We start from the raw sequence: 25,315 nt of genomic DNA, 5'->3' as shown, positions 1-25,315 counted from the left end.
GCCGTCAGGGCGACCGCATCGACGAGTCCGTCGGTGCCGGCTCTTTGGCCGCGCAGTTCCTCGGGATCGGGCCCCTCGGGCGCGGACTGCGTCTGCGAAGCGTTTGTCATCTTTACGCATCACGGGCTGCCGGTGGGGGTGCTGGTCGAGGATGTTGCCAGCGCTCACCTTGCCGTGCAGGTCAGGCGTGTAAAGCGGGTCTTCCGCGCGTTCTTGCCTACCATCGTTGCGCCGCGCGGACACCTCAGCCAGTGCCCCATCAGCCCTGGGAGTGCCAGGACCAGGAAACCGGGCCCCCATCAGCCCCCGTGGGCTCCCCGGCTCAGCGCGGGCCGCCTCGTACGGTGGAGGTCATGAGCGCCAACCACCTCGGCGATTACCTCCGAGCCCGCCGAGACCTCGTCACGCCCGAGGACGTCGGCCTGCCCGGCGGGGGCCGCCGCCGGGTCCCCGGCCTGCGCCGCGAGGAACTCGCTCTGCTCGCCGGCATCAGCACCGACTACTACCTGCGCCTGGAGCAAGGACGCGACCGCAACCCCTCGCCGCCGGTCCTCGACGCGCTGGCCCGGGTCCTTCGCCTCGACTCCGACGCGACGCGTCACCTGCACGCGCTCGCCGCTCCCACCCCGCGCCACCAGCCGCAGCCCGCCCATGACCAGGACAAGCACGTCCCGCCCGGAATCCAACAATTGATCATGACATCGTGGGCCCGCACACCCGCACTCGTACTGAACCGGTACATGGACGTCCTGGCGGCCAACCCCCTGGCCACTGCTCTCTCGCCCGCCGGCCACGTGGGCACCAACGCCATCCGGGCCGCGTTCCTCGACCCGCGCCTGCGCGACCTCTACGTCAACTGGGACGAGATGGCCCAGCGCGCGGTCGCCGGCCTGCGAGCCCTCATCGGGCCGCACGGCGAAGATCCACGCGTCGTGGAACTGGTGAACGACCTCTCCGTCGGAAGCGAGTCCTTCCGCCGACTGTGGGCGCGCCACGATGTCAGCCCCCGGGGCACGGGGCTGTCAGAGATGAACCACCCGCAGGAAGGGCGACTCGAACTGCGCTATGAGCGACTCCTGCTCACCGGCACCGACGGCCAGCTCCTGGTCATCCACCACGCAGACCCGGGCACATCCTCCGCACGGAAGCTGTCCCGGCTCGCCGACATGACCAGCACAACATGATGATGTCCACCGCCTGCGAACCACCCTTCTGCCGCTGATGATGTGCGCCCGACGGACTCGAGACCTCAGGGCGCCGGGGGCGGGCGCACCGCGTGACCGGGATGCCGGCCGGGGTCAGAGTGGCGGCGTGGGAAGACGGTCTCTCCCGGTCGCGGCGCGGGCTCCGGCGTTGCGGGCTGCGGGGGCCGAGGCCGCCTGTTGAGGAGCAGGAGGCCAGCGAGGGCGATGAGTCCGCCGAGGACGGCGGTGTGCTGGGGGGTGTTCACCGGAGGCGGGTTTGTCCGGCAGGGGCGTGAGGGATGCATGCTCCGTGTTGTCGATGCCTTTGCCCTCCCTCCGCGAATCGTTGCGCCGACGGTTCGCCTGTGACGGCTGCCTCGCCCTGCCCGGACTCATCAGCCCCGCCGGATTCACCGAGCTCGGGACGGAAGCAGGCTGGCTGGAAGCCGAGGCGGTGCGGCGGGACTTCCGCATGGAGTGCATGGCCGACAGCCCCCGGCACATGACCACGCTCGGCGAGCACCGAATCGCCGACTCACACCATCAGACAGTCACACACCCAACAACGTGACACCGCCCTCAGCCGGGTTCGGTGGCGGTGAGGACAAGGATGGCCTGGTCGTCGTCGATGCCGTGGTCGCCGGTAAAGGCGTGCACGGCTTCGGTGACGGCGTTGATCAGGCGTTGCGGGGTGGGCCTGTGCGGTGTGCCGGTCAAGGCATCGGCGAGGCGTTGGTCACCGAAGAGTTCGTCGTCGTGGCGGCGTGCTTCGGTGATGCCGTCGGTGTAGAGCACCAGGCTCTCATTCGGGCGCAGATGCAGGCTGCGAGGTTCGATGTGAATGTCGGGTCCGATGCCCAGCAGGATGCCGGGTGCGTCGACGGTGCGAACCGTGTGGTGGTTATCCAGGTGGAGGGGGAGGGTGTGGCCGGCGCGGACGAATTCGATGTCCAGGCCCGTGGAGGTGGGGGTGAGCTGCCCGTAGACGAGGGTGACGAAGCCGGTGCCGTGTCCGGCGGGCCGATTGATCAGGGCTTGGTTGACCGCTTTGACGACGGCCTCGGGGCCCGGGACGAGGGGGGCGACGGCGCGGGCAGTATGACGGACCAGGGCGGTGGTGGTGGCGGCGATGGCGCCACGCCCGCAGACGTCACCGAGCATGAACGCCCACCGGTCTCCTTCCAGGGGAAAGACGTCATAGAAGTCTCCGCCGATGTCGAGTCCCTCACCGGCGGGGTGGTAGTAGGTGGCCACTTCCGCGCCGGAGACCCGGGGCAGGTCGGGCAGGAGAAGCCCAGCTTGCAGGTCGCGGGCGAGAGCGGCGCGGTGGGTGTACTGGCGGGCGTTACGCGCAGCCAGGGCAGCACGGGCAACAAGCTCTTCGGCCAGGACGATGGTGTGCCCGTCGAAGACGTGGTCGCCGGTGGACAGCAGTGTCACGGTACCGAACGCGTTGCCGCGGTCGAGCAGAGGGATGCACAGGTAGCCGGTGACGCCGAGCTCCCGCCAGGGGGCCGGGCCGGTGGGGGCGCGGCGCGCGACCTCGGTCACGCCGGAGGCCAGGACACGGGTGATGGTGTCGTCGGTGTCGTGAGCGGGAGTGTGGGAGGCGAGCAGGTCCTGCTGCCTCTGGGTGGGGGCGGTGGTGGCCACGCGGTGCACCCGGCCGCCCTCGATGACGTCGACCGCGCACAGGGGTGCCAGACGCGGGGTGCAAGCGTCGGCCAGGCGTCTGAGGGTGTGGACGGCGTCGAGGTCGGCGCTCAGGGTGGTGCTGGCGTGCAGGAGGAAAGCCAGGTCGTCGCGGGCGGCCTTCTCACGGACCTCGGCCGCCCAGTACGCCTGTTCGGCCTGGTGGCGTTCGATGGCCAGGGCGGCGGTGTCGGCGAAGATCTGGGCGAGCGCGAGGTCGGCGTCCTGCGGCGAGCGCGGGACGCGGTGGTACATCGCGAAGGTGCCCAGCAGTGAGCCGTCGCTCGCCAGGATCGGGGTGGACCAGCAGGCGGCCAGGCCTGCCTTGTCGGCCAGGTCGCGGTAGTCGTCCCAGAAGGGGTCCGTGGCGATGTCGGTGACGGCCACCGGTCTACGGCGGTGTGCGGCGGTGCCGCAGGAGCCCACGCCTTCGCCGGTGGCGATGCCGTCGATGGCCTGGTTGTAGAAGTCGGGCAGGCTCGGTGCGGCGCCGTGGCGCAGATGCCGGCCGTCGGCGTCGGCGAGCAGGACGGACACCAGCACTTCCTCAGGTGTCAGGTCCTGGATCGCGCGGGCCATGCCGTCGAGCACTTCGGAGAGGGGGGCCTGGCGGGCGATCTGCTCCAGCATCGCCCGGTGCTCGGCCGTCAGCCGCTGCGCGTGCTTGACCTGGGTGGTCTCCACCCCGATCATGCGTACGCCCATGACGTTGCCGCCGACGTCCATGCGGGGTTCGTAGGTGAAGTCGAAGAACGCCTCACGGGCCTTCGCGCCTTCGCCCAGTACGACACGGGCGTCGCGGCCGGTGTAGGCCTCAGCCGTGCGGTAGACCCGGTCCAGCAAGGTGATGAAACCCTGTTCGACGAGCTCCGGCATCAGCTGTCCCAGCGGTACGCCGGTGCGGGTGCGCTCGAGCCCGCCGATCGCGGTGAAGAACGCAGGGTTCGCCGCCTCCAGCATGTGTGCCGGGCCCGCCATCGAGGCGAAAACCGCCATCGACTGCCCGAACAGAGCCCGCAGATCACGGTCCGTGTCCGTGGCAGCGGTACGTACCACTGGTGCCTGGGCGGGCGGGTAAGCCTGCTGGTCCGGCACGCCCGTCATACGTCATGCTCCCCGCCGGTCCGTGCTCCGGGGTCGGCGCCGGCCCCGGCGGTACCAAGAGCACCCCTGTGCGTGTTGAGGGCCTCCTCGGTGTCGGTATGCAGGCAGAAGACCTGGTTCAACCCGGTCAGCACAAACAGGCGGTCAAAAAAAGCGGGCACGCCCGCCACGCACAGGACCCTGCCTTGCGCGGCCAGCTGGTGGTGCAGCTTCACCAGTGCGCTGATACCGGTGGAGTCGCAGTACGTGAGGTGGGAGCAGTCGACCACAACCGTCCCTGCTTCCCGTCCTGCGGCCAGTTCCGTGGCCTCGGCCTCGTACAGCTGCACCACGCTGTGGAAGTCGAGATCTCCGCGCAGAGCGAATACGACTGCCTGCGTGTCCCGCCTGACGTCTACCGCGAACACTTTCGGTTTCCTCCACCTTAGGATTCTCAGTGATGCTCATCATAAAGAGCAGCTTTCACCGCGTGGAATGCGGACTGGTCAGCTTTCCCCCGGCTCGGGTGACTTCACTGACCCAACCCCCACCGAACAAGGTGAAATCGGGCCAGAGCTGCTTCGGTACCTCGTGGGCGGGCGTTTCCCGTTTCCTTGTGCAGGAACGGCTGTCACGGATGCGCCATTTACCCCAGTGCCGTGAGGATCCTGTCCCGCTCGCGTAGGAACAATCATGTCGTGAGGCGAGGCAGGCTTCCGCGTAGGAAAATCTTCAGTGGCGCGTGGTGAGGTCGGTCAGTCCGGAGATGGTCAGGACCGGGGCCAGAAGCGGGCCTGCGATGAGTTCGAGGCGGTCGGCATGGGGAAACAAGACGCTCAGGCCGGCGCTGTCGAGGTACTCGACTTCGGTCAGGTCCAGGACGAGGGGGCCGGGTGCGCCGTCGAGCGCGGCTGCCAGGCTCCCCGTGTTGCTCATGTCGATCTCGCCGACCACGGTCAGCACGGCCGTTCCGTCCGGCCGCCGGCCGGGCGTCAGGGTCAGGGGCGTAGTCATCAGGCGATCCTCGTATGCATGTCGACGGTGGTCCCGGTCGGGCTTTGAGTGACAGTGACCTGCTGCATCAGGGCCCGCATCAGCCCCATGCCTCGGCCGCGGTGCGCGTTGCGCTCGGGCTGCGGCACTTTCCACTGCCCGGTGTCCGCAATGGTCAGGCGCAGGTTGCCGACGGACGCCTCGGCACGGATGTAGACGGTGTCGCCCGGAGCGTCACGGTGCCCGTGCTCGATGGCATTGGCGCAGGCTTCACCCGCCGCCACGAGGATGTTCTGCACGGTGCCCGACGGCAGGTCGCACTGGTCGAGCCAGCCGCGCAGGGCCCTGCGAACGGGAGCGAGCTGACCCGACTCCGCTGGGAAGGACATCTCCAGCGGGGCCGGGTGCCGGTAGAGCAGCAGGGCAACGTCGTCGTCGTAGCCGCCGGCGGGCGCCAGGCGTGACATGACGTCGGTGGCGAGGTCGTCGATCGCGGTGTCCCGTCCGGCCTGGAGTGCCTTGCCCGCCTGGTCGATGCCCGCGCTGAGCGGGCGGCGGCGACGCTCGACGAGTCCGTCGGTGTACAGCAGCAGGGTGGAGCGAGCCGAGATGGTACAGCTTCCTTCGGGGCGCGGGTTGCCCGGACGGACAGCGAGCGGCAGCGAACGCCCGCCCTCCAGGAGCTGGATGGAGCCGTTGGGCTGGACGAGGATGCCGGGCGGGTGTCCGGCGCTCGAGTAGATGAGCTGACCGGTTTCGGTGTCGAGGACCCCGCAAAAGACAGTGGTGCACACCGCGCCGGGGACGCCGGCGGCGAACTGGTCCAGGGCCATAAGCGTCTGGGCCGGGCCGACGTCCTGGAGCAGCAGCGCACGACAGGCGCTGCGCAACTGGCCCATGACGCTGGCGGCTTCCAGGCCGCGGCCGACGCAGTCGCCGACGACGATGCCGATGCGGCCGTCGGGCAGGGCGATGGTGTCGTACCAGTCGCCGCCGACCTCCAGGGGCCGGGTGGCCGGCTCGTAGCGGACGGCGAAGCCGTCGGGCAGACGGGCGGGGCCGAGGATGGCGCGCTGCAGGGCGATGGCGGTCTCGCGCTGCTGGTCGATCTGATGCGCGCGGACCAGGCTCTGGGCGATGTGGCCGGCCAGGAGAGACAGCAGGAGCTGGTCCTCGCCGGTAAAGGGGCGCTGCTCGCCCAGGTCGACCCACAACACCAGGACGCCTTCCGGGTGTTCCAGGACAACAGTGGCCTCGCCCTGGCCCGGAACTGCGCTGAGCGTCGGGTGTTCACGCAGGCCAGAGAGGATCTGACGGCGTTCAGCGGGTAGTTGCTGCCAGGTGAGGGAGGCGTCGGTGCAGGTGAGTGCAGGCTCGTCACCGGCGCCGAAGACCACGGCCGTCACCTGCCGGGCACGCCACAGTTTCTTCAGTTCCTCAAGGGAGCCTTCGATGGCGTCGGGCAAGCTGGGGGCCTGGGACAGGCGTGTGCTCAGGGCGGCCAGCGCGGTTTCGCGCTGGATGGCGAAGTGCTCGGCGCTCACGTCACGGAAGGTTCCGACGATCACGGTGCGGTCGGTATCGGGGTCCTGGACCTGGTTGAACGTGGCCGTCACCCACAGGCGGTGCCCGGCGCGGTGGGTAACGGGGATGGTGTAGCTGCCACGCTCCTGGCCGGTCAGTGTCGCGAAGGCCTCGGCGACCTGGCGGTGGGCTTCGGGGTCAGTGGCCTCGTCCGGCCACCAGGGGTGGATCGGCTGGTAGGGCAGGTCTTCGGGGCCGTAACCGAGGATGGTGGTGAAGGAGGTGTTGATCTCGATGACCGCGCCGTCCTCGTCGCAGAGGAAGAAGGCTTCCTGGAGCGAGTCGATCAGGGCGGTGCGCCAACGGGCGTGGTGGTTGCGCAGCCGAGCCAGCTTCACGTTGGCCTCGACACGGGCGAGGAGTTCGGCCGCGGCGAACGGCTTGACGAGGTAGTCGTCCGCGCCTGCCCGCAGGCCCTCGATGGACGCCTCCTGTCCGGCGCGGGCGGACAGCAGGATCACCGGTACCGAAGCGGTGCTCTGGTCGGCGCGCAGCGCGCTGACCAGGGCCAGTCCGTTCAGGCGGGGCATCATCACGTCACTGACCACGAGGTCGGGAACGTCGGTCCGGATGGTGTCGAGGGCCTGCTGCCCGTCGCTGACCGCGCGGACCTGGTAGCCGGCGCCGCGCAGGAGCCGGGTCAGGTACTCCCGCATGTCGGCGTTGTCGTCGGCGATCAGTACCCGCGCCGGGGCCGGCAGACGGTTCGCCTGCGCCTTGTCGTCGGCCTGAGAGACGCTGCGGGGTTCGTCGGCCGACATGCCGGTCTCCTCGCCCGGGAGCCAGCGCAGGGCTTCCTGGACGAAGGGGTCGGCGGTGGCGGGTGACGCCTTGGTGGCCGTCTCCGTGCGGATGGCCTCGGCGGGCAGGTGGGCGGAGCCGAAGGGCAGCCGGATGGTGAAGCGGGTGCCTTCCCCCGCGGTGGAGGAGGCGGTGATGGTGCCGCCGTGCAGGCCGACCAGTTCATTCACCAGGGCCAGGCCGATACCGCTGCCCTCGTTGGAGCGGGACCGGGCGTTCTCGATGCGGTGGAACCGTTCGAACAGGCGCGGCATCTCCTCGGCCGCCACGCCGATCCCGGTGTCCGCGACCGTCACCACGGCCTCACCGTCCTGGACGCCCACACTTATGCGGATCGCGCCGTCGAAGGTGAACTTCAACGCGTTGCTGAGCAGATTGAGGACCACCTTCTCCCACATGCTGCGGTCCACATACACCGCCTCGGGCAGGGGTTCGCACTCAACGTAGAAGTCCAGACCGGCGTGTTCGACGGCTGAGCGGAACACACTCGCCAGCGCACCGGTCACCGTGGCCAGGTCTACCGGTTCATAGCTCGCCTGCATCCGGCCCGCCTCAATGCGGGAGAAGTCCAGGAGCATGTTGACCAGCTTGCCCAGTCGCAGCCCGTTGCGGTGGACGGCTTCCAGTTCCTCGCGCAGGCGCGGCTCTGCGTCGGCGAGCTGCTGCCGCAGTTCCTGGACCGGCCCCATGATCAGCGTCAGGGGGGTGCGGAATTCGTGGCTGATGTTGGAGAAGAACGTCGTCTTGGCCCGGTCCAGTTCCGCGAGTTCCTCGGCGCGGCGCTGCTGCGCCTGGTAGCTGCGGGCGCTGGCGACGCCGGTAGCCACGTGACCAGCGACCAGCTCGACGAAGCCGCGGTAGCCCTCGTCCAGGTCGCGGTAGCGGTTCAGGCCCGCCACCATGAACCCGTACGGTGTCCCGCCCTGCTGGAGCAGGGGGACGGCAAGTGCCTGGGTGGGCGCCTCTTCCCATGCCCCGGAGGACAGGCCGGTGAACGGCTCGCCCTCGAGAGACACCAGCACGGCCTGGCTGCGGACCAGGACATCGGTCGGCCAGGGAGAGGTGGAGCCAGCGGGAATGATCTCCGCTGCCGCCGGATGAGTGGACACGAGCCCGGTGGCCGAGGCGAGACGAGCGTTACCGTCGTCCTGGAAGAGGTAGGTCAGGGTGAAGGGGAGGTCGTACGGGTTGCGGTTGAGCTGCTCGGCGGCGAAGTCGAGCATCTCCTGCTCGGTACGCACCACACTGGGATCGGAGCCCAGGTCCCGCAGAGTCGCCATTCGGCGCTCGCCGATGACCCGCTCCGTGTCCTCGCTGACCACACACAGCATGCCCACCACGACGCCGTCGTCATCGCGCAGGGGACTGTAGGAGAAGGTGTGGTAGCTCTCTTCAGGGTAGCCCGAGCGCTGCAGGAACAGCAGCAGACCTTCGTCCCAGGTCGCCTCGCCACTGGTCAGAACGGTGTCGATGCGCGGTCCGATGTCGCCCCAGATCTCCGACCAGACCACGCTGGAGGGCCGGCCCAGCGCCCAGGGGTACTTCTGCCCCAGCGTGTCGCGCCGGTACGCCTCGTTACAGAAGAACGTCAGCTCCGGCCCCCAGGCCATCCACATGGCGAACTTCGACGACAGCAGGATGCTCACGGCGGTCCGCAGACTCTGCGGCCAATCCTGCGGCTCTCCCAGCGGCGTCGCCGACCACTCCACGCGGGCCAGCTCCTGCCCGATCTTCCTGTCAGCGGTGAACACCTCGTCCATGGCCGCTGACGAGGTGGTGAACTCACCGTCCTCCGAGCGCGTCACAGCAGACACCCTTCCACTTGCCTCAGCCCCTTATGTACGAAGCACCGCCCGAGACCGCTCCAGAGCATCTCCGAAGAGCGAACAACCCGGATCCGGTACTCCGCAGAAACCGTCGAAGGCGTTCACCACCACCCGAAGACCCACCGGCGCAATCAAAAGGATAAGACAGCCGCGTCCAGGGCTGCGGCCCGGGAGCCCGCACCGTGACGGGGGTGGCGATTACTGCGACCTGCCATCACCACGCGCCCGACAACCGGGCAGCAGCGGGCCCTGACGGGCCGGCGCATGCACGACTTCGACAAGGGGGTGGCCTTGGCCGTCCACTCCTCCGATGCTGCTTGGGCGACCGGGCGGGCCGACCAGGTCTGTTTGACCGGGACATGGGGAACGGCCCCGCATCGGCGCTTCCGGTCACGTACGCCTCGTGCGCTCACCACGGCTTCGACTCGCGAACCGGAGCGCTCAGTGTCCTCGTACGATCACCGCTATGCCGCCCACCGGGCGCTCATCCCGGTATTGCGCGATCTGGAAGCGGGCGAAGGCGTCGTTGCCCACCTCCTCGCCGCAGACGGTGGCCGATCCGGTCGGATGGCTGGGGGATGACGGCGCGGATTCCGCGTCGGCGGAGGTGATTTCGGATCGTGCGGGATGAGTACGCGCGGTCCGCCGGCACGGCGTCGGGGCGGGTCCTCGGCCTTCCGGGCCCTAAGAAAGTGTTGTGTTGCCAGCGGGTGGTGATCTTCGCGGGTCGGGCGCCAGCAAAGATCATCTACATGTGCGTCTGTTTCTGTAAGCCCTGCTATGAGACGTCGTTGACGGATGCTCAGTGGGCGGTGATCGAGTCGCTTCTGCCCATGCGTGACCTGCGGCGTGGTGGCCGTCCGCTGAAGTTCTCGCGTCGGCTGGTCCTGGACACGGTGCTGTACGTGCTGGGCACCGGGTGTGCCTGGCGGATGGTTCCGTATGATCGTGCGCCGTGGGACGTCGCCTACCGGTGGTTCAGGTCATGGGCGGCCGACGGGACCTGGAACCGGGTGCATGACGCGTTGAGGGACCGCGGCCGGGTGGCCGACGGTCGTGACCAATCGCGCCCCCCACCTCGCCACACGGGCGCACAGCGCGTTCCAGGCCCTTGAGGAAGTCCACGTGGAAAGGCGCCTTCTGGCCGACGGCCAAGGGATGCTGCCCGTGATGACCGGTTTCGCCGTATTGCCCGAGAGCTCCGCTGTCTGGGACTTTGGTGGGATGCTCGATACCCATTCGCGTAGGTACCTGCTCATGGTCCGCAGAATGTTCTGGACCGGAGTCCTGCTTCTCGGCCTCGGACTGGCCGCGGGCTGGTCCGCCCGAAGGCATCGGGCGATCGCGTGGGAATGCGATCCGATGTGCCGGCCCGCGACCAGCGCCACGTGGCGGGCCATCTCGGACGCGGCGACGGTGTCCGTCGCGCTCGGGGCCGTCCTCGCCGCAGCCGCCTTCCTGATGATCATGCTCCGTCGCCCACGTACCGAGCCGGACTCCGGCAGCCCACAGTCGACAGCCCCACATGACAAGGGCAGCCCGTAAGCGTGCTGGGCCGGCTCCGTGACAGCGGACCGCCCTGATTCCCTGGCTGCGGGGAGGGCTGACAACGCGGTGGCTGGGCCCGGGCTGGTGGTAGAAGTCCACGAGGCCGAGATGGACGCCTACTCGCCCTCACGTGTCCGGGCCCGCCCGGCAGAGACGATGCCCCCCGCCACCGCGGGTTCCACTGGAGGAGCTGTTCGCGGAGCGGCGGCTGACGGGCCGTGGACGCCGTGCCCGTCGACCACCGACGCTGACGCCACCGGCCCTCTCGCGGCGCCCCGCACTCTGCTCCTCGGCCGGTGCGACGAGAAAGGGCACCTTCAGTACGTCGACGGGCCGTTTCTCTCCCCGACTCGGCAGCGCCGCGGTAGGCGGCCTCCTCGCTCCGGGGCTGTGCAGGGGGACCCGAAAAGGCCCGCACCGCCCTCGCCCGTCTCGACACCGCCCCCCTGCCCGAGGTGCCGACTCGACGGGGTGCCCAACCGCGCCCCGTGAGCCCGCCCAGCGGCGTCGGCCGGTGCCTGCGCGCACCACGGCGTGGGTTGTGCGGTCGGCAACGGTTCCCGGCCCCGGCCACCGGATAGGCCGGCACTGCTCCCGCCCGCGCCGCCCACCCGTATGCCCCGACCAACCGCCCTTCGGTAACCGTGCGGTGGAGGCGCTCAACACCGTCCGCCAGGAGCCGATGATGCGGTAATCCGTCTTTTGTCCCTCATGGGGTTAGCAAGCGGATCGGACGTTGGTACGCACCCTCGCAGGTCGGCGCGTAAGCCATCCAGTCGGCGGCTGAGGCCACGTCGTGGACGACCCGTCTTCCGGCTGACCGCCCGGACTCCTCCCAGGCCACCCTGTTCCGGCACGGCTGACGGCCGGCAGGCGACGCGACAGGGGAAACGGCCCGGGCGTGCCTCGTTCCCGTCGTCACACGCCTTCGGCCGCGTCACCGGACGGCGGGGCCGGCGCGGGGCCCGTACTGCCTCTGGGAACGAGCTCCACCGGCAGGACTACGTGGCGCTCCCGGTACGCCTCGGGGTCGTGGATCACGCGGTGAACCAGCTCCGCCGCCGCCTCGCCCAGCCGGCGGGCGGGCTGCGCCATCGTGGAAAGGTCCCACGGCTCGGACATCGTGTGACCGTCGAAGCCGAGGATCGACATCCGCTGCGGCACCGGGACGTTGACCCCGCGCAGCACCGTGAGGAGCCTGAAGGCGATGTCGTCCGTCTCGGCGAAGATCGCCGTGGGAGGCTCCGCGAGACTGAGCAGCCGCCCCACCGCCGCCTCGAGACTCGGTCCCTGCCACTCGGCGACATGGCGGACGAGGTCGTCGTCCCGCTCGATACCCGCCTCCGCGAGGGCGGTGCGATAGCCGTCGAGGCGGGCCCTGCTGCTCCAGGCGAATCCCGAGGCGTCCGCGGGCTCCAGGTAGGCGATGCGCCGGTGGCCCAGGTTGAGCAGATAGCGGGTGCCGCGCTGGGCGGCCTCCACGTCGTCCACGTAGACGCCGGCTCTGCCCGGTTCGTGCTGACTGACGAAGACCAGGGGCATGCCCAGGTCATCGAGGCGCGCGCGCTCCTCGGGAGAGAGCGCGAAGCTGACGACGAGCAGGGCATCGGCGTTGCGACGGGCCGGCAGACGGTCGAAGAACTGTGCGCGCTGCCTGGCGGTGGTGACGCTGTAGACCAGCATGTCCAGGCCGGCCGCGTTCAGCGCGGGCGCCATACCGGCCAGCGCCGCGCCCAGGAACCAGGAGTCGAGGTTGGGCACGAGCACGGCGACCCGCCCCGTGCGCCCCGTGACCAGGCTGGACGCGCTGCGCGAGATCGCGAACGACAGCTCGCGAGCCGCCATTTCGACGCGTGCCCGGGTCTCCGGGGACACCGTTGACAGACCACGCAGCGCACGCGAGACGGTCGAGGGCGAGACTCCGGCCCTCTGGGCGACATCCGCCAGCGTGGCGCCCCTCACCGCGGATTCAGCGACCATGCGGTGGACGTTAACACAACAATCATGCCGCACGGTCAGCGGTGTGGCAGCGCTGTCATAGGGCATTCACGCATTACTCGGGCGACTGCAACCATTGACACGACTCACTGGCCTCCCTAGCGTGACAGCGCTGTCATCGGACAGCGCAAGAGGGAGGGAGTGCGCCATGACCCTGAACCGCAGAGCACTGCTGACGAGCGCCGCAGGCGTCGCCGCAGCGGGTCTGCTGGCCGGATGCGGAGGGAAGAACCTCAGCGACCTGCTCACGCAGGCCGCAACCGCGCCCCGAGAGCCGGCCCGGCTGACCTGGTGGGTCTCCGAAATCCCCTCCCGGCGGGGCGCCGTCGTCGCGGATCTGATCATCCGTGCCTTCGAGCGGCGGCATCCTCTCGTCCGCATCTCGAAGATCAACGCCCTGTCCACGTCGGACGGCAACCGCAGCGCCATCGCCACACAGCTCGCCGGCGGCTCCCCCCAGCCCGACGTGTATCTGGGCGACACGACATGGCCCGCGCAGTTCGGCCACGCCTCGCTCGCACTGCCGGTGGAGACGCTGCTTCCCAGTGGCTTCTGGGACGCCTTTCCGGCCGCCCTGCGTGACAGCTCCACGTTCCGCGGCAGCGCCTACGCGGTGCCGTTCTTCACCGACAGCACCTATCTCTTCTACCGCAAGGACCTCCTCGCCAAGCACGGGCTGCGCACCCCGCGCAGCTGGGAGGAGTTGCTGCACACCTCCCGCACGGTGCAGAGCGCCGGCGACGTGGAGACCGGATTCCTGTGGCAGGCCGGGGTGTCCGAGTCGCTGACGGCCAACGTCACCGAATTCCTCGCCGACGCGGGCGCCGAGATTTTGGACTCCCGGGGCAGGGCGGTGCTGGGCGGGGCCGAGGCGGAGCGGGCCTTCTCGCTCATGGCCGACTTCACCGCACAGGGAGTCTCGCCCCGCACCGTGGCCACGTACAAGGAGTCGGACTCGCAGGACGCCTTCGCCAACGGACGCGGGCTGTTCCTGCGCAACTGGTCGTACGCCTGGGTCAACGCGAGCAATCCGAAGGTCTCCCGTGTAGCCGGCAAAATCGCGGCCACCCTGCGTCCCGGCTTCGAGGGAACCGGCCGCTCCGGTGTCTCCTGCGCCGGCGGCTGGAGCAACTTCGTCAATCCCAGCTCCCAGCAGCTGGGCGCCGCCATGGAGTTCGCCCGGTTCTGCGCCGGGAGCGAGGTGCAGCGCCTCCTCGCCCAGGAGGCCGGCGTCATCCCCGCCATGACCTCCGTGTTGAGCGGCCCTCAGGCGCGTGCGGCGGGCGACCCCACAGTCCTGCGCGCCGCCGACCTGCGACTCGTCGCCCGGCCCGTGCAGACCCCCTACTACCCGCAGGTCAGCAAGGCGCTGTACACCCCGGCGAACGCGGTCGTACGCGGCAGCCTCTCCCCCGCGGCCGGTGTCCGCGCCGCACGTGAAGGGCTGCGTACGGCCCTGGAAGGAAAAGCGCTGTGAGTTCAGTGCAGCATGCGAGGGCAGCGACGAGGACAGGGGGGACGGTGACGACCGGCCGCACCGGCGACGCACCGCCCCAGTCCCGGCGGTCCCCGAAAAGCGCGCCCCCAGGCTTCGCCGCCCGACGTCGCGCCCGCACCGGGTGGCTGTTCGCCTCCCCCGCTCTCCTGATCATCGCGGCGGTGACGGTCTTCCCCGTCGCCTTCTCGCTGGTGCTGTCGTTCTGCGAGGTCCGGCTGGAGTACGGCGGCCTGCGGATCGGTTCTCCCACCCTCACGCACTACGAAACGCTCCTGACGCACTCCGAGTGGTACAGGGCACTCGCGTTCACGCTGGGCTTCACCGTCGTCTCGGTCTTCATCGAGCTGGTCCTCGGGACGCTCACAGCACTCGTCCTGGAACGGCTCGGGGCTGCCCGCGGGTGGATCCTCGCCCTGCTCCTGCTGCCCTGGGCGCTGATCAACGTGGTCGCGGCGCAGCTGTGGTCGTATCTGTTCAACGGCACCTACGGCGCGGTGACCTGGCTCTGCGAGCAACTGCTCGGCTACCGGCCCGACATCCTCGGCGAGCCGGTGCCCGCGATGGCGGCGATGGTCGCCGTCGACGTGTGGAAGACGACGCCGTTCGTCGCGATCGTCGTGCTCGCCGGTCTGATGCTGATCCCGGGCGACGTCTACGAGGCCGCCGAAATCGACGGGGCGAGCGCCTGGACGACGTTCTGGAAAGTCACGCTGCCGCAACTGCGGCCCATCGTCGCCATCGCGGTCCTCTTCCGCATTCTCCAGGCGTTCGGAATCTTCGACCTGCCGTTCGTCCTCACCCAGGGCGGCCCGGGGACGGCCACTCAGTCGGTGGCGATGCTGGGGTACCGGATCCTCTTCCAGAACCTCGACTTCGGGGGCGGTGCCGCCGTCGCGGTCACCACTGCCGCCATCGTCCTGGCCTGCTGCCTGTTGTTCCTGCGCGTCTTCCGCGCCCAAGTCGACGAGGAGGGGCGGGCATGAGCCGCCACGTCCCGCGCACAGGCGTGCGCCGTTACGTCAATGCCGTCAACCTCGGCGGGCTGGTGATCGCGATGTGCGCCACGCTGCCCCTGATCTGGATGGCGTCCGCCTCCCTCAAGGGGCCCGGCGAGATCAGCACGACGCCGCCCTCGCTGCTGCCGGCCCATCCCACCCTCGGCAACTACGAGACGGCGTTCTCCCGGAACGGCATCGGCCACTACTTCCTCAACAGCGTCGTCGTGGCCTGTTGCTCAACGGTGCTGATCCTGTCCCTGGCATTCTTCGCCGGCTACGCCCTCGCCCGGCTGCCGTTGCGCGGCCGCGGAGCCGTCATGACAGCGCTGCTGATGCTGTCGGTCTTCCCGCCGATCGCCCTGCTCGTGCCACTGTTCCTCATGGAGCGTCAGGCAGGTCTGCTCAACAGCTACCCGGGACTCATCATCCCGTACGTGGCACTGAATCTGCCGTTCGCGATCTGGATCATGCGCAACTACCTCAGCGGTATCCCGGGGGAGCTGGAGGAGGCCGCGGCCATCGACGGTGCCGGCCCGCTGCGCACCGCCGTGACGGTGATCCTGCCGCTGGCCCGGCCGGGGATGTTCACGGCGGGGGTCTTCTCCTTCACCGCGACCTGGTCGGAATTCCTGCTCGCGCTCACCTTCAACGGCTCCGACGCCCGCCGCACCGTCTCCGTCGGCATAGCCCTGTTCACCAGCCAGTACCAGGTGCCGTACGGGGTGATCTTCGCCGGTGCGATGGTCGCCACCGTGCCGATCGCGGTCCTGGTGCTGATCTTCCGCCGGTCCGTCGTCTCCGGCATGACCACCGGCGCGGTGAAGGGCTGAGCGGGCGGGCCCCGTACAGCGTGAGGGCCGGTCCAGCCGTCACGCTCCTGACTTCCGCACATCCGCGCCCCGTCCCGGGTGCACGCCCGAGAGGTAGACACATGTTCCACCACGAATCCCCCGCCTCCTTCCCGTCCTCCCCCCGCGACGCGGACTGGTGGCGGCAGGCGGTCATCTACCAGATATACCCCCGTAGTTTCGCCGACTCCGACGGCGACGGCCTCGGCGACATCCCCGGCGTCACCTCCCGGCTGGACTACCTCGCCGACCTCGGCGTGGACGCCGTCTGGCTGAGCCCGTTCTACCCTTCACAGCTCGCCGACGGCGGCTACGACGTCGCCGACTACCGCGATGTGGACCCGCGGCTCGGCACCCTCGACGACTTCGACGAGATGGTCGCCACGGCCCGCCGGCTCGGCCTGAGAATCATGGTCGACATCGTTCCCAACCACTCCTCCGACCAGCACGTCTGGTTCCAGGAGGCACTCCGGGCCGCCCCCGGATCGGCCGCCCGCGAGCGCTACGTCTTCCGCGACGGGCGGGGTGACGACGGTGAACTGCCGCCCACCGACTGGCCGTCCAGCTTCGGAGGCCCCGCCTGGACCCGGGTGGCGGACGGCCAGTGGTATCTGCATCTGTACGCGCCCCAGCAGCCCGACTTCAACTGGGACAACCCCGAGGTCCGTGAGGACTTCCACGACACCCTGCGGTTCTGGTCCGACCGGGGTGTCGCCGGTTTCCGCGTCGATGTCGCCCACGGCCTCGCCAAGGACCTGCGCGCACCGCTGCGCGACCTCGGTGACCAGCAGAGCTACCAGCCCGACGCCCTGCCGGTCGACGGCAGTCATCCGCTGTGGGACCGTGACGCGGTGCACGAGATCTACCGCGGCTGGCGGCAGGTGTTCAACGCGTACGACCCGCCGCGCTTCGCCGTCGCCGAGGCCTGGGTGGGCACCTCACGGCGCATGGCGTACGCCTCCGCCGACGGGCTGGGCCAGGCGTTCAACTTCGACTTCCTCGGCGCGAGGCTCGACGCCGGCGAGATGCGCGCCACCATCGACACGGCGCTCGCCGACGCCCGCCACGCCGGTGCGACGAGCACCTGGGTGCTCTCCAACCACGACGTCGTACGTCATGTCTCGCGCTATGCCCTGCCCGGCGACCACCGCAAGCGCGACATCGAGGCGTGGCTGCTCACCGACGGCCGGGAACCGGCCCCGGACCTGGCGGCGGGTGAACGCAAGGCGCGGGCCGCTGCCCTGCTGATGCTGGCGCTGCCCGGTTCCGCGTATGTCTACCAGGGCGAGGAACTGGGCCTTCCCGAGGTCGCGGACCTCGACCGCGCGGACCTCCAGGACCCGATGTGGGTACGCAGCGGCGGACGCGTCAAGGGACGCGACGGCTGCCGCGTACCGCTGCCGTGGACCACTGAGGGCACCAGCTTCGGGTTCGGCTCCGGGGGCTCGTGGCTTCCGCAGCCCTCCGGCTGGGGCCGGTACGCGGCGGAGGCACAGAGCGGGGACGCGGGATCCTTCCTGCAGCTGTACCGCGAGGCCCTGCGACTGCGTCGCACGCTGGTCGCGGACGAGACGCTGGCGTGGACCGGCCCGCAGGAACCGGCACATCAGGGACTGCTGCACTTCGAGCGCGCCGGCGGCTGGCAGACCGTCAGCAACCTGTCCGACGAGCCCGGGCGGCTGCCCCGGGGGGAGGTCCTGCTCGCCTCCGCGCCGCTGACCGATGACACGCTCCCACCGTGGACCACCGTCTGGCTGAGGACCGGGACCGCGTCCGTCTCCCGGTCCGGCCGCTGAGGCACGGGTCCGGCCCCTCGCGCCGTGAACGGAGGGGCCGGCTCACGGCCGGGATCCGCCGCGCCAGCGGCCCGGGTCGATCCTGCCCGCGTACAGGGGGAGTTCGATCGGGAGTTGGTCGTCCGCGAACGGGTCCCACACCCGGGTGAGGCCCGCCGTCCCCCGCGCGCGCACCCTCCGTGCCTCGGCGAGGTCCAGCACGTCGGTCAGGACCTCCTCGGGGCCGGGCCCGGCTTCGGCGCGCGTATGCCCCTCGGGGTCCACGACGACGCTGCGTCCGATGCCGTCGGGCGAAGCGGCGTTGAGGCTGGCCATGAAGACCTGGTTCACGATCGCGTTGGCCTGGGCCAGCACGACCTCCTGGGCGCGGTCGACGGTCGGTGTGCGCACCAGGTTGAGCACGAGGTCGGCGCCCTGCCAGGCCAGGTGGCGGGTGGTCTCCGGAAACCAGGCGTCGTAGCAGATCGTCAGGCCCACGCGTCCGTGGCCCTCGATGTCGAAGACCACGAAACTGCTGCCGGACGCCGTGGTCTCGTACGGCCGCCACGGGAAGATCTTGCGGTACTCGGCGACCCGTTCGCCGGTGGGCGAGTAGACGGGGGCGGTGTTGTAGACCTTACCGTCCGAGCCTTTTTCGTAGACGCTGCCGGGCACGAGCCAGATGCCCAGTTCGCGGGCGAGGACCGCCAGCCGGGTGCCGCGGGGGCCGTCCAACGGCTCGGCCGCCTCGGTCATGACCGTCCCGGGGTCCTCGCCGGGCTCGTGGCCACACAGATGCAGCTCCGGGTAGGCGAGCAGGCGTACGCCGGGATGCGCTTCGACGACACGGCGTACGTCTGCGGCGAACGCGTCCGGATCGTCGGCGGCGTGGTGGAGCGCCGCCGCCTGGACGAGGCCGATCGTCAGGGGGACCGTCATGTCGAGCAACTTTCCGTGCAGGGGGGTGTCCCGTGGCTGTCCGGTGGGGTCTGCGGGCGCTGGTCCCGGAGCGCTGACGAGCCAATCATCGCGTCTGCCTCAGGGCAAGATCCCCTCACCCAGCACCATCCACAGGGAGAACCAGTGGCTCCGTGGTAGAACGAGAGCCACCGCGTCCGCGCTGCGCACGACCGCCCCGGACGTGCCTCACCGATCCGACAGGACAGAGGAACACGCATGACCCTCACCCAGCTGAGGGCCTTCGTCGAGGCGGGGCGACTGGGGTCGTTCACCGCGGCGGCGCAGGCCATGGACATCGCCCAGGCATCTGCCTCCGAACTGGTGCGGCGCCTGGAGGCGGAACTTGACGCCGAGCTGTTCGTACGGGGCAGCCGCACCCTGACCCTGACCTCGGCCGGGCAGGAACTGCTGCCGTACGCCCAGCAGGCCCTGGAGGCCGCCGCGAGCGGGACGCGGGCGGTGCGCTCGCTGGGCTCCCTGGGCGGAGGAACGGCGACCTTCGGTGTTCTGCGCAACGCGGACTACTACCTGCTGTCCAACCTCGTGCAGATGTTCCATGCCCGGTATCCGTCCGTCAGGGTCAGGCTCGTGGGGCAGAACTCGTCGGAGACCGCGGCCGCCGTGGCCGCGGGCCGGATCGAGGCGGGCCTGGTCGTCCTGCCGATCGACGACGAGGGGCTGGTGGTGACCCCGCTCCTGCGCGACGAGGTCTTCTACATCAGCGCGAGCGAGGAACGGACCCGCGTCCCGGTGACGATGGAGGCGTTCGCCCGAGCGCCACTGGTTCTCTACGACGCCCATTACGGCTGGCAGGACCCCACCCGGCGGCAGATCGCGGAGCGGGCCCAGCTCGCCGGGGTCGCCATCGACCCGCTCATCGAGCTGGAGCGCGTGGAGGCCGCGCTGGGCCTGGTGGCGGCCGGGGTGGGCGACACGATCGCCAGCCGGGCGGTGGTCGCCGGCCCGTCGTTCCCGCCCGGGCTGCGCACTGCCTCGTTCGCCGACCCCCTCTACGACACGATCGCCCTCGTCAAGCGGCGGGGACATCCGCTGTCGCGGGCCACGAGGGAGCTCGCCCGACTGGCCGAGGACACCCTGCGCGAGATCCGTACCGACCTCGGTCTCTGAGCCGCAGCGTCAATCCATGGATCAGGGAAACCCTGTGGTTCGGACAGGACTCGCCCCTCTGGTCCTGTGGCAGCGAGACGTCTAGCGTCCCTGCCATGCAGATCACGCACGACGAAGCACAGTCCCTCCCCCCGTTCCAGTGGCTCAAGAAGCCGTCCGTGGACGGCCCCCCGGCCCAGCGCGACCCCAAGGTGGTCGAGCGGGTCTCTCAGATGCTGAAGGAGATCGAGCACAAGGGTATGGACGCGGTGCGCGCCTACGCCCAGGAGCTGGACGGCTGGTCCGGCGACGTGGAGATCGGGGCCACCGAGCTCAAGAAGTCGGGGGACGCCCTGCCCCCGGACGTCCGTACCGCCCTGGAGATGGGCTACGAGCGCACCCACCGGTTCGCCTCCGCGCAGCGGGAGCACCTGACGGACTTCGAGGTCGAGGTCGCTCCGGGTGTCGTCGGCGGCCAGCGATACGTTCCCGTCTCCCGGGTCGGCGCGTATCTGCCGGCCGGCCGTTTCCCGCTGCTCGCCAGCGCCTTCATGACGGTGAACGTGGCGAAGACCGCCGGTGTACCCACGGTGCTGGCGTGCACTCCCCCGTCGGGTGAGCACGGCGCTCACCCCGCCGTCCTCTACGGCGCCCATCTGTCGCGCGCCGACCGGGTGTTCGCGCTCGGCGGTGTCCAAGCACTCGGCGCGATGGCCTTCGGTCTGCTCGGCGAGGCCCCGGTCGACATGCTGGTCGGCGCGGGCAACGCGTTCGTCACCGAGGCCAAGCGGCAGCTGTTCGGCCGGGTCGGCATCGACCTGCTGGCCGGCCCCTCCGAGGTCGCCGTCATCGCAGACGACAGCGCCGACCCCGAGTGGGTCGCGGCGGATCTGCTGGGCCAGGCAGAGCACGGCCCCAACTCGCCCGCCGCGTTGATCACCACGTCCGAGAAACTGGGACGCGCGGTGATCGCGGAGATGGACCGTCAGCTGGAGTCCCTGGTCACCCGGGACATCGCCGGCCCGGCGTGGCGTGACTTCGGGTCCGTCATCGTGGTGGACGACCAAGCCGACGCCGTCGCCGTCGCCGACGTCATCGCCCCCGAGCACCTGGAGATCCAGACCGAGGACGACGACTACTACCTGGAGAACCTCACCAACTACGGCTCGCTGTTCATCGGGGCGTGGTCGACGGTCGCGTACTCCGACAAGGGGATCGCCGGCACCAACCACGTGCTGCCCACGGGCAAGACGGCCCGCTACAACGCGGGGCTCTCCGTCTCCCGCTTCCTCAAGCCGCTGACGTATCAGCGCGCCTCGAAGGAGGGGACCGCTTCCCTCGCTCCCGCCGTCGAGCGCATCTCGGCGTTCGAGGGGCTGGCCGCCCACGGTGCCACGGCGACGCTCCGCATCGACCGGATCGGGCGGACGTCCGACGCATTCGACGAGGTCCCGGCCGCTCTGCGCGACCAGCTCTGACCGCTCTCCCGTGCCGCCGCTCCGCGTGCGGCGGCACGGGAACGCCGGTGCGTGCCTCCCTACGAGCGAGCCCTGTCGGTCGCGTCCCGGGCCGCACCGGCTCCCCCCGACACCGCCCACACCCGAGGTCCCCCATGCGACACCGCCCGTCCGCGCCGTCCTCGCCTCCCGGAAGCGGGAGCGGGAGCGGCACCGCTCTCACCCAGGGCCTCAAGGGCCGCCAGATCACCATGATCTCCATCGGCGGAGTGATCGGCGCCGGCCTCTTCGTCGGTTCGTCCACCTCCGTGGCCGCCGCGGGGCCGGCCGTCCTGATCTCGTTCCTGCTGGCGGCCGCGCTCGTGGTGCTGGTCATGCAGATGCTGGGCGAGATGGCCGTCGCCCAGCCGGACACGGGCTCCTTCTCCACCTACGCCGACCGCGCGCTGGGCCGCTGGGCGGGCTTCTCGATCGGCTGGCTGTACTGGTGGTTCTACATCCTCGTCATTCCCATCGAGGCCATCGCGGCGGGCGAGGTGATCGCCGGTCCGACCTCGGTCCCCAGCTGGATCCCGGCGCTCCTGGTGATCGCCGCACTGGCGGGCAGCAATCTGCTCGCGGTGCGCAACTACGGAGAGTTCGAGTACTGGTTCGCCCTCCTGAAGGTCGTCGCGATCGTGGCGTTCCTGGTCCTGGGTGCGCTGGCCGTGCTCGGTGTACTGCCGGGCTCGGACACCCACGGCGTGTCGAACCTCTGGAGCCACGGCGGTTTCGCCCCGCAAGGCTCCATGGCCGTCATCGCCGGCCTGCTCACCGCGATGTTCAGCTTTCAGGGCAGCGAGATCGTCACCATCGCAGCCGCCGAGTCCGAGGAGCCGCGCAAGAACATCAAGAAGGCCGTCCGCGCCGTCGTCTGGCGGCTGGGCCTCTTCTACATCGGCTCGATCCTCATCGTCGTCTGCCTCGTGCCGTGGAACGCCGACGACCTGGCGGCCGGCTCGTACCAGGCCGCCCTCGACCGGATGAACATCCCGGGCGCCGCGTGGATCATGGACATCGTCCTCGTCGTCGCCGTGAGCAGCTGCCTGAACTCCGCTGTCTACACGGCGTCCCGCATGATGTTCTCGCTGTCCGGCCGAGGTGACGCCCCCGCCGCCTTCGCGCGTACCTCGCGGCGCGGAGTGCCCGCCAACGCGGTCGTGGCCTCCACGGTCATCGGGATCGCCGCGGTCATCGCCAACTATCTGCTGCCGGAGGTCTTCTCGTACCTCATCGCCTCCAGCGGGGCGATCGCCCTGATGATGTACATGGTCATCGCGCTCACGCAGTACGCGACCCGCCGCAAGGGGGGCCGGCCGGCCGAGGTCCGGATGTGGGCGTTCCCCTACCTCACCCTCGCCACGGTCGCCTTCATCGCCGGGGTGCTCGTGCTCATGGCCGTGCTGCCGGGCCACCGGCTGGAGCTGTGGCTCTCCCTGGGGCTCGCCGCCGTGCTCGTCGCGGTGGGAGCGGCGCGGCAGCGCCGGGCGGGTGCCAGGGGCGACGGTCCGGCGGCGCGCCCCTTGGACACGGAGCGGATTGCGGAGCAGGCGGCACGATGAGGCCGGGGCGGCTCAGTGGGCGCGGGCGTGCGTGGCGCGGGGGACGAACTCCGTCGGCAGGACCAGGCGCTCACCGGCCGGGTCGACCTCCTTGGCGATCCGCCGCACCAGCAGGCGCGCCGCCTGACGCGACAGCTCCCGCAGGTCGTGCCGGACGGTGGTGAGCCGGAACACCTCCCAGGCCGCCATCGGGAGGTCGTCGAAGCCGATGACGGTGAGGTCCTCGGGGACCCTGACACCCGCCGCGAGCGCCGCGTTCAGGACGCCGATGGCGACGACGTCGTTGCCGCAGAACACCGCCGTGGGCGGCTCGTCCGCGTCGAGGAGGGCGGGCAGCGCGCGGTAGCCGGTGTCGTACTCGAAGGCCCCACGCACCACCCGGCTCTCCGGGAGCCCTACGCCCACCTCGGCGAGGGCCAGCCGGAAGCCCAACTCGCGCTCGCGGCCGGTCGTGGTGTTGGCGGAACCGAAGATCCCGGCTACACGCCGGTGCCCCAGGTTCACGAGCTCCCGCGCGACGAGCCGTCCGCCGCCCTCGTTGTCGACGACGGAGGCGAAGTCGTCGCTGCGTCCGGTGTCGCGGTTGAGGAAGACGTAAGGCATGCCACGCCGCTCCAGCTGGGCCGGCAGGCGGGAGTCCGTGGTGGCGGTGGCGAGGACGACCCCGTCCATCGACTGGTCGAGCAGCTTCTCCTCGGCGACCGCCTCGTCGGACCGCTCGGTGATCAGCATCATCCGGTAGCCGAGACTGCTCAGTTCGTCGTGGAGCGGGGCGATGACATGCGGATAGAAGGGGTTCGTCAGATCAGTGACGATGACGCCCACCCGCCGGGTGGCGCTCGTCGACAGCGTGCGCCCGGCCTCGCTCGGCACGTAGTTCAGCGCTTGGGCCGCCCGCCTGACCTTCTCGCGGGTGGCCTGGGAGACGCGGGGGTCGTCACGCAGCGCGCGCGAGACGGTGGGCTGCGAGACACCTGCCAGCCTGGCCACGTCGTGACTGGTGATCCCCATCGGCTCTCTCCTCGTCGCCATCGGAGCCGCCCGACCGCGCCTCCGGACCAGTATACGTATGCCGTACGCACACGTCGCCCTGTTCCGCCCAGGGCGTCGTGGCACACGCGCAAAGCCCGCATGGCCAATTGACGCACCCAGCCCCCTTGACATCCGACGCAGCGGCACCTGTCATGAGATACATACGTATTCACACGCAAGGAGCAGTCATGCCTGATGTCGTCGTATCACCCAGCGAGCTGGCCCGCCGCACGGTCCGGCGCAGCGACTTCGTCTCCTGCAACCAGGCTTTCATCGACTGCCGTACGCCCGGGTCGGATCGCAAGGAGAACTACGCGATGATCGGGCCGGGCGTCTCGCAGGCCGCCGGTCAGCACGTCAACCTCCGGCTGCCGCACGGCTACAACATCGGTGCCGCCGCGATGCCGAACGGCATCACCAACAACCTCCATCTGCACTACACCGCCGAGGTGTTCGTCTGCACCGAGGGCGAGTACCTGCTGCGCTGGGGCGCCGACGGCACCGAGGGTGAACTCACCCTCAGGGCCGGCGACATCGCCTCCATCCCCACCTGGATCTTCCGCGGCTTCACCAACACCGGTCCGGACGACGGCTGGATGTTCACCGTGCTGGGAATGGACCACACCGGCGGCATCATCTGGGGCCCATCGGTCCTGCGGGAGGCAGGGAAGCACGGCCTGTACCTCACCGCGGACAACCAGCTGGTCGACACCGTCGCCGGCGACGCCCTCCCGCCGGAGTCCGAGCTGGTCAGCCCGATGACGCAGGATCACATCGACCGGCTGCGCCACTACACCGCCGACGAGATGAAGCGCCGGATCGCCGCCGCGGACGAGCTGGTCTTCTCCGAGCACCCCTTCCTCGACAGCACCCTGCCCGGCGGCGGTGCCCGGCTGAGCTGCGTCATCGGGTACGGCATGACGGAGGACCCGCATCAGGAGCCCCGCGTGTTCAATCCGCACGGGCACAACGTCGCCTGGCTCCGCGCCGACCCCGGGCAGGGTGTCTCGGCGCACCGCCAGCACGAGACCCAGACACTGATCGTGAAGGACGGCCTGTGGGAGGTCACCCTCAACCGCACCGACCCCCTCCCCGTCCGTCTCGGCCCCCGCGACATGCTCTCCGTCCCGCAGGATGCCTGGCGCACCGTACGCAATGTCGGCGACGAACAGGGCGACCTCCTCGTGGTCAACTCCGGTGACGGACGCGTCCGTCTGGAGTGGGACGAGGAGGTGCGCAGGAGTGCGGCGGACGCGGGCCTCGGCATCGACCACAACGGCTACGTCGCCCCGTACGCCCTGCTGCCCCGCTCCGCGCGCTTGCGGTGACC

The 25,315-nt window shown here is 70.0% G+C and carries 18 protein-coding genes and 2 pseudogenes; 12 read left to right on the top strand and 8 right to left on the bottom strand.

Translation table 11 applies throughout. The annotated features are described in order from the left end of the window. Nucleotides 1–353: 353 nt before the first annotated feature. Nucleotides 354–1,184, top strand: a complete 831-nt coding sequence (locus ACFZAX_RS11625) for a helix-turn-helix domain-containing protein (protein WP_390960909.1) — start codon at nt 354–356, stop codon at nt 1,182–1,184. A gap of 319 nt (nt 1,185–1,503) precedes the next feature. Further along, complete coding sequence (locus ACFZAX_RS11620) at nt 1,504–1,755, top strand: hypothetical protein (RefSeq protein ID WP_390960908.1); 252 nt, start codon at nt 1,504–1,506, stop codon at nt 1,753–1,755. A gap of 8 nt (nt 1,756–1,763) precedes the next feature. Here the strand turns inward: ACFZAX_RS11620 and ACFZAX_RS11615 are convergent, their stop codons facing one another. The 5 genes and pseudogenes from ACFZAX_RS11615 to ACFZAX_RS11595 form a co-directional block, all read right to left on the bottom strand. Next, on the bottom strand, nt 1,764–3,980 hold the full coding sequence (locus tag ACFZAX_RS11615; RefSeq protein ID WP_390960907.1) for a SpoIIE family protein phosphatase: 2,217 nt from the start codon (nt 3,978–3,980) through the stop codon (nt 1,764–1,766). Continuing rightward, nucleotides 3,977–4,387 (bottom strand): anti-sigma factor antagonist, encoded by a 411-nt coding sequence (locus tag ACFZAX_RS11610; RefSeq protein WP_390960906.1) that lies wholly within the window; start codon nt 4,385–4,387, stop codon nt 3,977–3,979. The genes ACFZAX_RS11615 and ACFZAX_RS11610 overlap by 4 nt, the downstream gene beginning before the upstream one ends. 304 nt (nt 4,388–4,691) lie before the next feature. Then, a complete protein-coding gene (locus ACFZAX_RS11605) occupies nt 4,692–4,973 on the bottom strand; it encodes an STAS domain-containing protein (protein ID WP_390960904.1) in 282 nt (93 codons plus the stop codon). After that, a complete protein-coding gene (locus ACFZAX_RS11600) occupies nt 4,973–9,097 on the bottom strand; it encodes a SpoIIE family protein phosphatase (RefSeq protein WP_390961016.1) in 4,125 nt (1,374 codons plus the stop codon). Before ACFZAX_RS11600 ends, ACFZAX_RS11605 begins: the two co-directional genes overlap by 1 nt. A gap of 601 nt (nt 9,098–9,698) precedes the next feature. Then, nucleotides 9,699–9,848: pseudogene (locus ACFZAX_RS11595) on the bottom strand (IS5/IS1182 family transposase); the annotation flags it as partial. A 67-nt stretch (nt 9,849–9,915) separates the two neighbouring features. On the opposite strand from ACFZAX_RS11595, the pseudogene ACFZAX_RS11590 reads away from it, so the two are divergent. Beyond that, nucleotides 9,916–10,224, top strand: a pseudogene (locus ACFZAX_RS11590) (transposase); the annotation flags it as partial. Between the two features lie 208 nt (nt 10,225–10,432). Beyond that, entirely contained in the window at nt 10,433–10,708 is a 276-nt protein-coding gene (locus tag ACFZAX_RS11585; RefSeq protein ID WP_390960903.1) for a hypothetical protein, read from the top strand. Between the two features lie 921 nt (nt 10,709–11,629). On the opposite strand, the gene ACFZAX_RS11580 is transcribed toward ACFZAX_RS11585, so the two are convergent. Continuing rightward, nucleotides 11,630–12,691: a substrate-binding domain-containing protein gene (locus tag ACFZAX_RS11580; RefSeq protein ID WP_390960901.1), complete on the bottom strand. Its 1,062-nt coding sequence runs from the start codon at nt 12,689–12,691 to the stop codon at nt 11,630–11,632. A 166-nt stretch (nt 12,692–12,857) separates the two neighbouring features. On the opposite strand from ACFZAX_RS11580, the gene ACFZAX_RS11575 reads away from it, so the two are divergent. The 4 genes from ACFZAX_RS11575 to ACFZAX_RS11560 all read left to right on the top strand — a co-directional run bounded on the left by ACFZAX_RS11575 (nt 12,858) and on the right by ACFZAX_RS11560 (nt 17,849). Continuing rightward, nucleotides 12,858–14,186 carry an extracellular solute-binding protein gene (locus ACFZAX_RS11575; protein ID WP_390960900.1) on the top strand — a complete coding sequence of 443 codons (1,329 nt, stop codon included), beginning with the start codon at nt 12,858–12,860 and terminating at the stop codon, nt 14,184–14,186. A 44-nt stretch (nt 14,187–14,230) separates the two neighbouring features. Then, nucleotides 14,231–15,190, top strand: coding sequence for an ABC transporter permease subunit (locus ACFZAX_RS11570; RefSeq protein WP_390960899.1), 960 nt, complete (start codon nt 14,231–14,233; stop codon nt 15,188–15,190). Next, nucleotides 15,187–16,035, top strand: coding sequence for an ABC transporter permease subunit (locus tag ACFZAX_RS11565; protein ID WP_390960898.1), 849 nt, complete (start codon nt 15,187–15,189; stop codon nt 16,033–16,035). The genes ACFZAX_RS11570 and ACFZAX_RS11565 overlap by 4 nt, the downstream gene beginning before the upstream one ends. A 101-nt stretch (nt 16,036–16,136) precedes the next feature. After that, nucleotides 16,137–17,849: an alpha-amylase family glycosyl hydrolase gene (locus ACFZAX_RS11560; RefSeq protein ID WP_390960897.1), complete on the top strand. Its 1,713-nt coding sequence runs from the start codon at nt 16,137–16,139 to the stop codon at nt 17,847–17,849. 42 nt (nt 17,850–17,891) lie between these two features. Here the strand turns inward: ACFZAX_RS11560 and ACFZAX_RS11555 are convergent, their stop codons facing one another. Beyond that, the gene (locus ACFZAX_RS11555; RefSeq protein ID WP_390960895.1) at nt 17,892–18,767 is read right to left on the bottom strand and encodes a nitrilase-related carbon-nitrogen hydrolase; all 876 of its coding nucleotides are present in this window, start codon (nt 18,765–18,767) and stop codon (nt 17,892–17,894) included. Between the two features lie 237 nt (nt 18,768–19,004). Here ACFZAX_RS11555 and ACFZAX_RS11550 point away from each other — a divergent pair, with 237 nt between their 5' ends. The 3 genes from ACFZAX_RS11550 (at nt 19,005) to ACFZAX_RS11540 (ending at nt 22,953) form a co-directional block, all read left to right on the top strand. Beyond that, on the top strand, nt 19,005–19,916 hold the full coding sequence (locus tag ACFZAX_RS11550; RefSeq protein ID WP_390960894.1) for a LysR substrate-binding domain-containing protein: 912 nt from the start codon (nt 19,005–19,007) through the stop codon (nt 19,914–19,916). A 95-nt stretch (nt 19,917–20,011) separates the two neighbouring features. Beyond that, on the top strand, nt 20,012–21,373 hold the full coding sequence (gene hisD, locus ACFZAX_RS11545; RefSeq protein WP_390960893.1) for a histidinol dehydrogenase: 1,362 nt from the start codon (nt 20,012–20,014) through the stop codon (nt 21,371–21,373). Nucleotides 21,374–21,507: 134 nt separating this feature from the next. After that, nucleotides 21,508–22,953 carry an amino acid permease gene (locus ACFZAX_RS11540; RefSeq protein ID WP_390960892.1) on the top strand — a complete coding sequence of 482 codons (1,446 nt, stop codon included), beginning with the start codon at nt 21,508–21,510 and terminating at the stop codon, nt 22,951–22,953. Between the two features lie 12 nt (nt 22,954–22,965). Here the strand turns inward: ACFZAX_RS11540 and ACFZAX_RS11535 are convergent, their stop codons facing one another. Next, nucleotides 22,966–23,985, bottom strand: a complete 1,020-nt coding sequence (locus ACFZAX_RS11535) for a substrate-binding domain-containing protein (protein WP_390960890.1) — start codon at nt 23,983–23,985, stop codon at nt 22,966–22,968. A 188-nt stretch (nt 23,986–24,173) separates the two neighbouring features. On the opposite strand from ACFZAX_RS11535, the gene ACFZAX_RS11530 reads away from it, so the two are divergent. Continuing rightward, nucleotides 24,174–25,313: a cupin domain-containing protein gene (locus ACFZAX_RS11530; protein ID WP_390960889.1), complete on the top strand. Its 1,140-nt coding sequence runs from the start codon at nt 24,174–24,176 to the stop codon at nt 25,311–25,313. Nucleotides 25,314–25,315: the final 2 nt, after the last annotated feature.

The organism is Streptomyces sp. NPDC008125, from assembly GCF_042957125.1.
In the GTDB taxonomy this organism is placed as follows: Bacteria; Actinomycetota; Actinomycetes; order Streptomycetales; family Streptomycetaceae; genus Streptomyces.
This window is presented reverse-complemented; position numbering and strand designations above follow the sequence as displayed.

Coding starts and splice junctions, on each gene's coding strand:
- ACFZAX_RS11585 (WP_390960903.1), top strand. CDS start 10,433: ATGTTCTGGACCGGAGTCCTGCTTCTCGGCCTCGGACTGGCCGCGGGC.
- ACFZAX_RS11575 (WP_390960900.1), top strand. CDS start 12,858: ATGACCCTGAACCGCAGAGCACTGCTGACGAGCGCCGCAGGCGTCGCC.
- ACFZAX_RS11540 (WP_390960892.1), top strand. CDS start 21,508: ATGCGACACCGCCCGTCCGCGCCGTCCTCGCCTCCCGGAAGCGGGAGC.
- ACFZAX_RS11530 (WP_390960889.1), top strand. CDS start 24,174: ATGCCTGATGTCGTCGTATCACCCAGCGAGCTGGCCCGCCGCACGGTC.
- ACFZAX_RS11605 (WP_390960904.1), bottom strand. CDS start 4,973: ATGACTACGCCCCTGACCCTGACGCCCGGCCGGCGGCCGGACGGAACG.
- ACFZAX_RS11620 (WP_390960908.1), top strand. CDS start 1,504: ATGCCTTTGCCCTCCCTCCGCGAATCGTTGCGCCGACGGTTCGCCTGT.
- ACFZAX_RS11535 (WP_390960890.1), bottom strand. CDS start 23,985: ATGGCGACGAGGAGAGAGCCGATGGGGATCACCAGTCACGACGTGGCC.
- hisD (WP_390960893.1), top strand. CDS start 20,012: ATGCAGATCACGCACGACGAAGCACAGTCCCTCCCCCCGTTCCAGTGG.
- ACFZAX_RS11580 (WP_390960901.1), bottom strand. CDS start 12,691: ATGGTCGCTGAATCCGCGGTGAGGGGCGCCACGCTGGCGGATGTCGCC.
- ACFZAX_RS11555 (WP_390960895.1), bottom strand. CDS start 18,767: ATGACGGTCCCCCTGACGATCGGCCTCGTCCAGGCGGCGGCGCTCCAC.
- ACFZAX_RS11625 (WP_390960909.1), top strand. CDS start 354: ATGAGCGCCAACCACCTCGGCGATTACCTCCGAGCCCGCCGAGACCTC.
- ACFZAX_RS11550 (WP_390960894.1), top strand. CDS start 19,005: ATGACCCTCACCCAGCTGAGGGCCTTCGTCGAGGCGGGGCGACTGGGG.
- ACFZAX_RS11615 (WP_390960907.1), bottom strand. CDS start 3,980: ATGACGGGCGTGCCGGACCAGCAGGCTTACCCGCCCGCCCAGGCACCA.
- ACFZAX_RS11600 (WP_390961016.1), bottom strand. CDS start 9,097: ATGGACGAGGTGTTCACCGCTGACAGGAAGATCGGGCAGGAGCTGGCC.
- ACFZAX_RS11560 (WP_390960897.1), top strand. CDS start 16,137: ATGTTCCACCACGAATCCCCCGCCTCCTTCCCGTCCTCCCCCCGCGAC.
- ACFZAX_RS11565 (WP_390960898.1), top strand. CDS start 15,187: ATGAGCCGCCACGTCCCGCGCACAGGCGTGCGCCGTTACGTCAATGCC.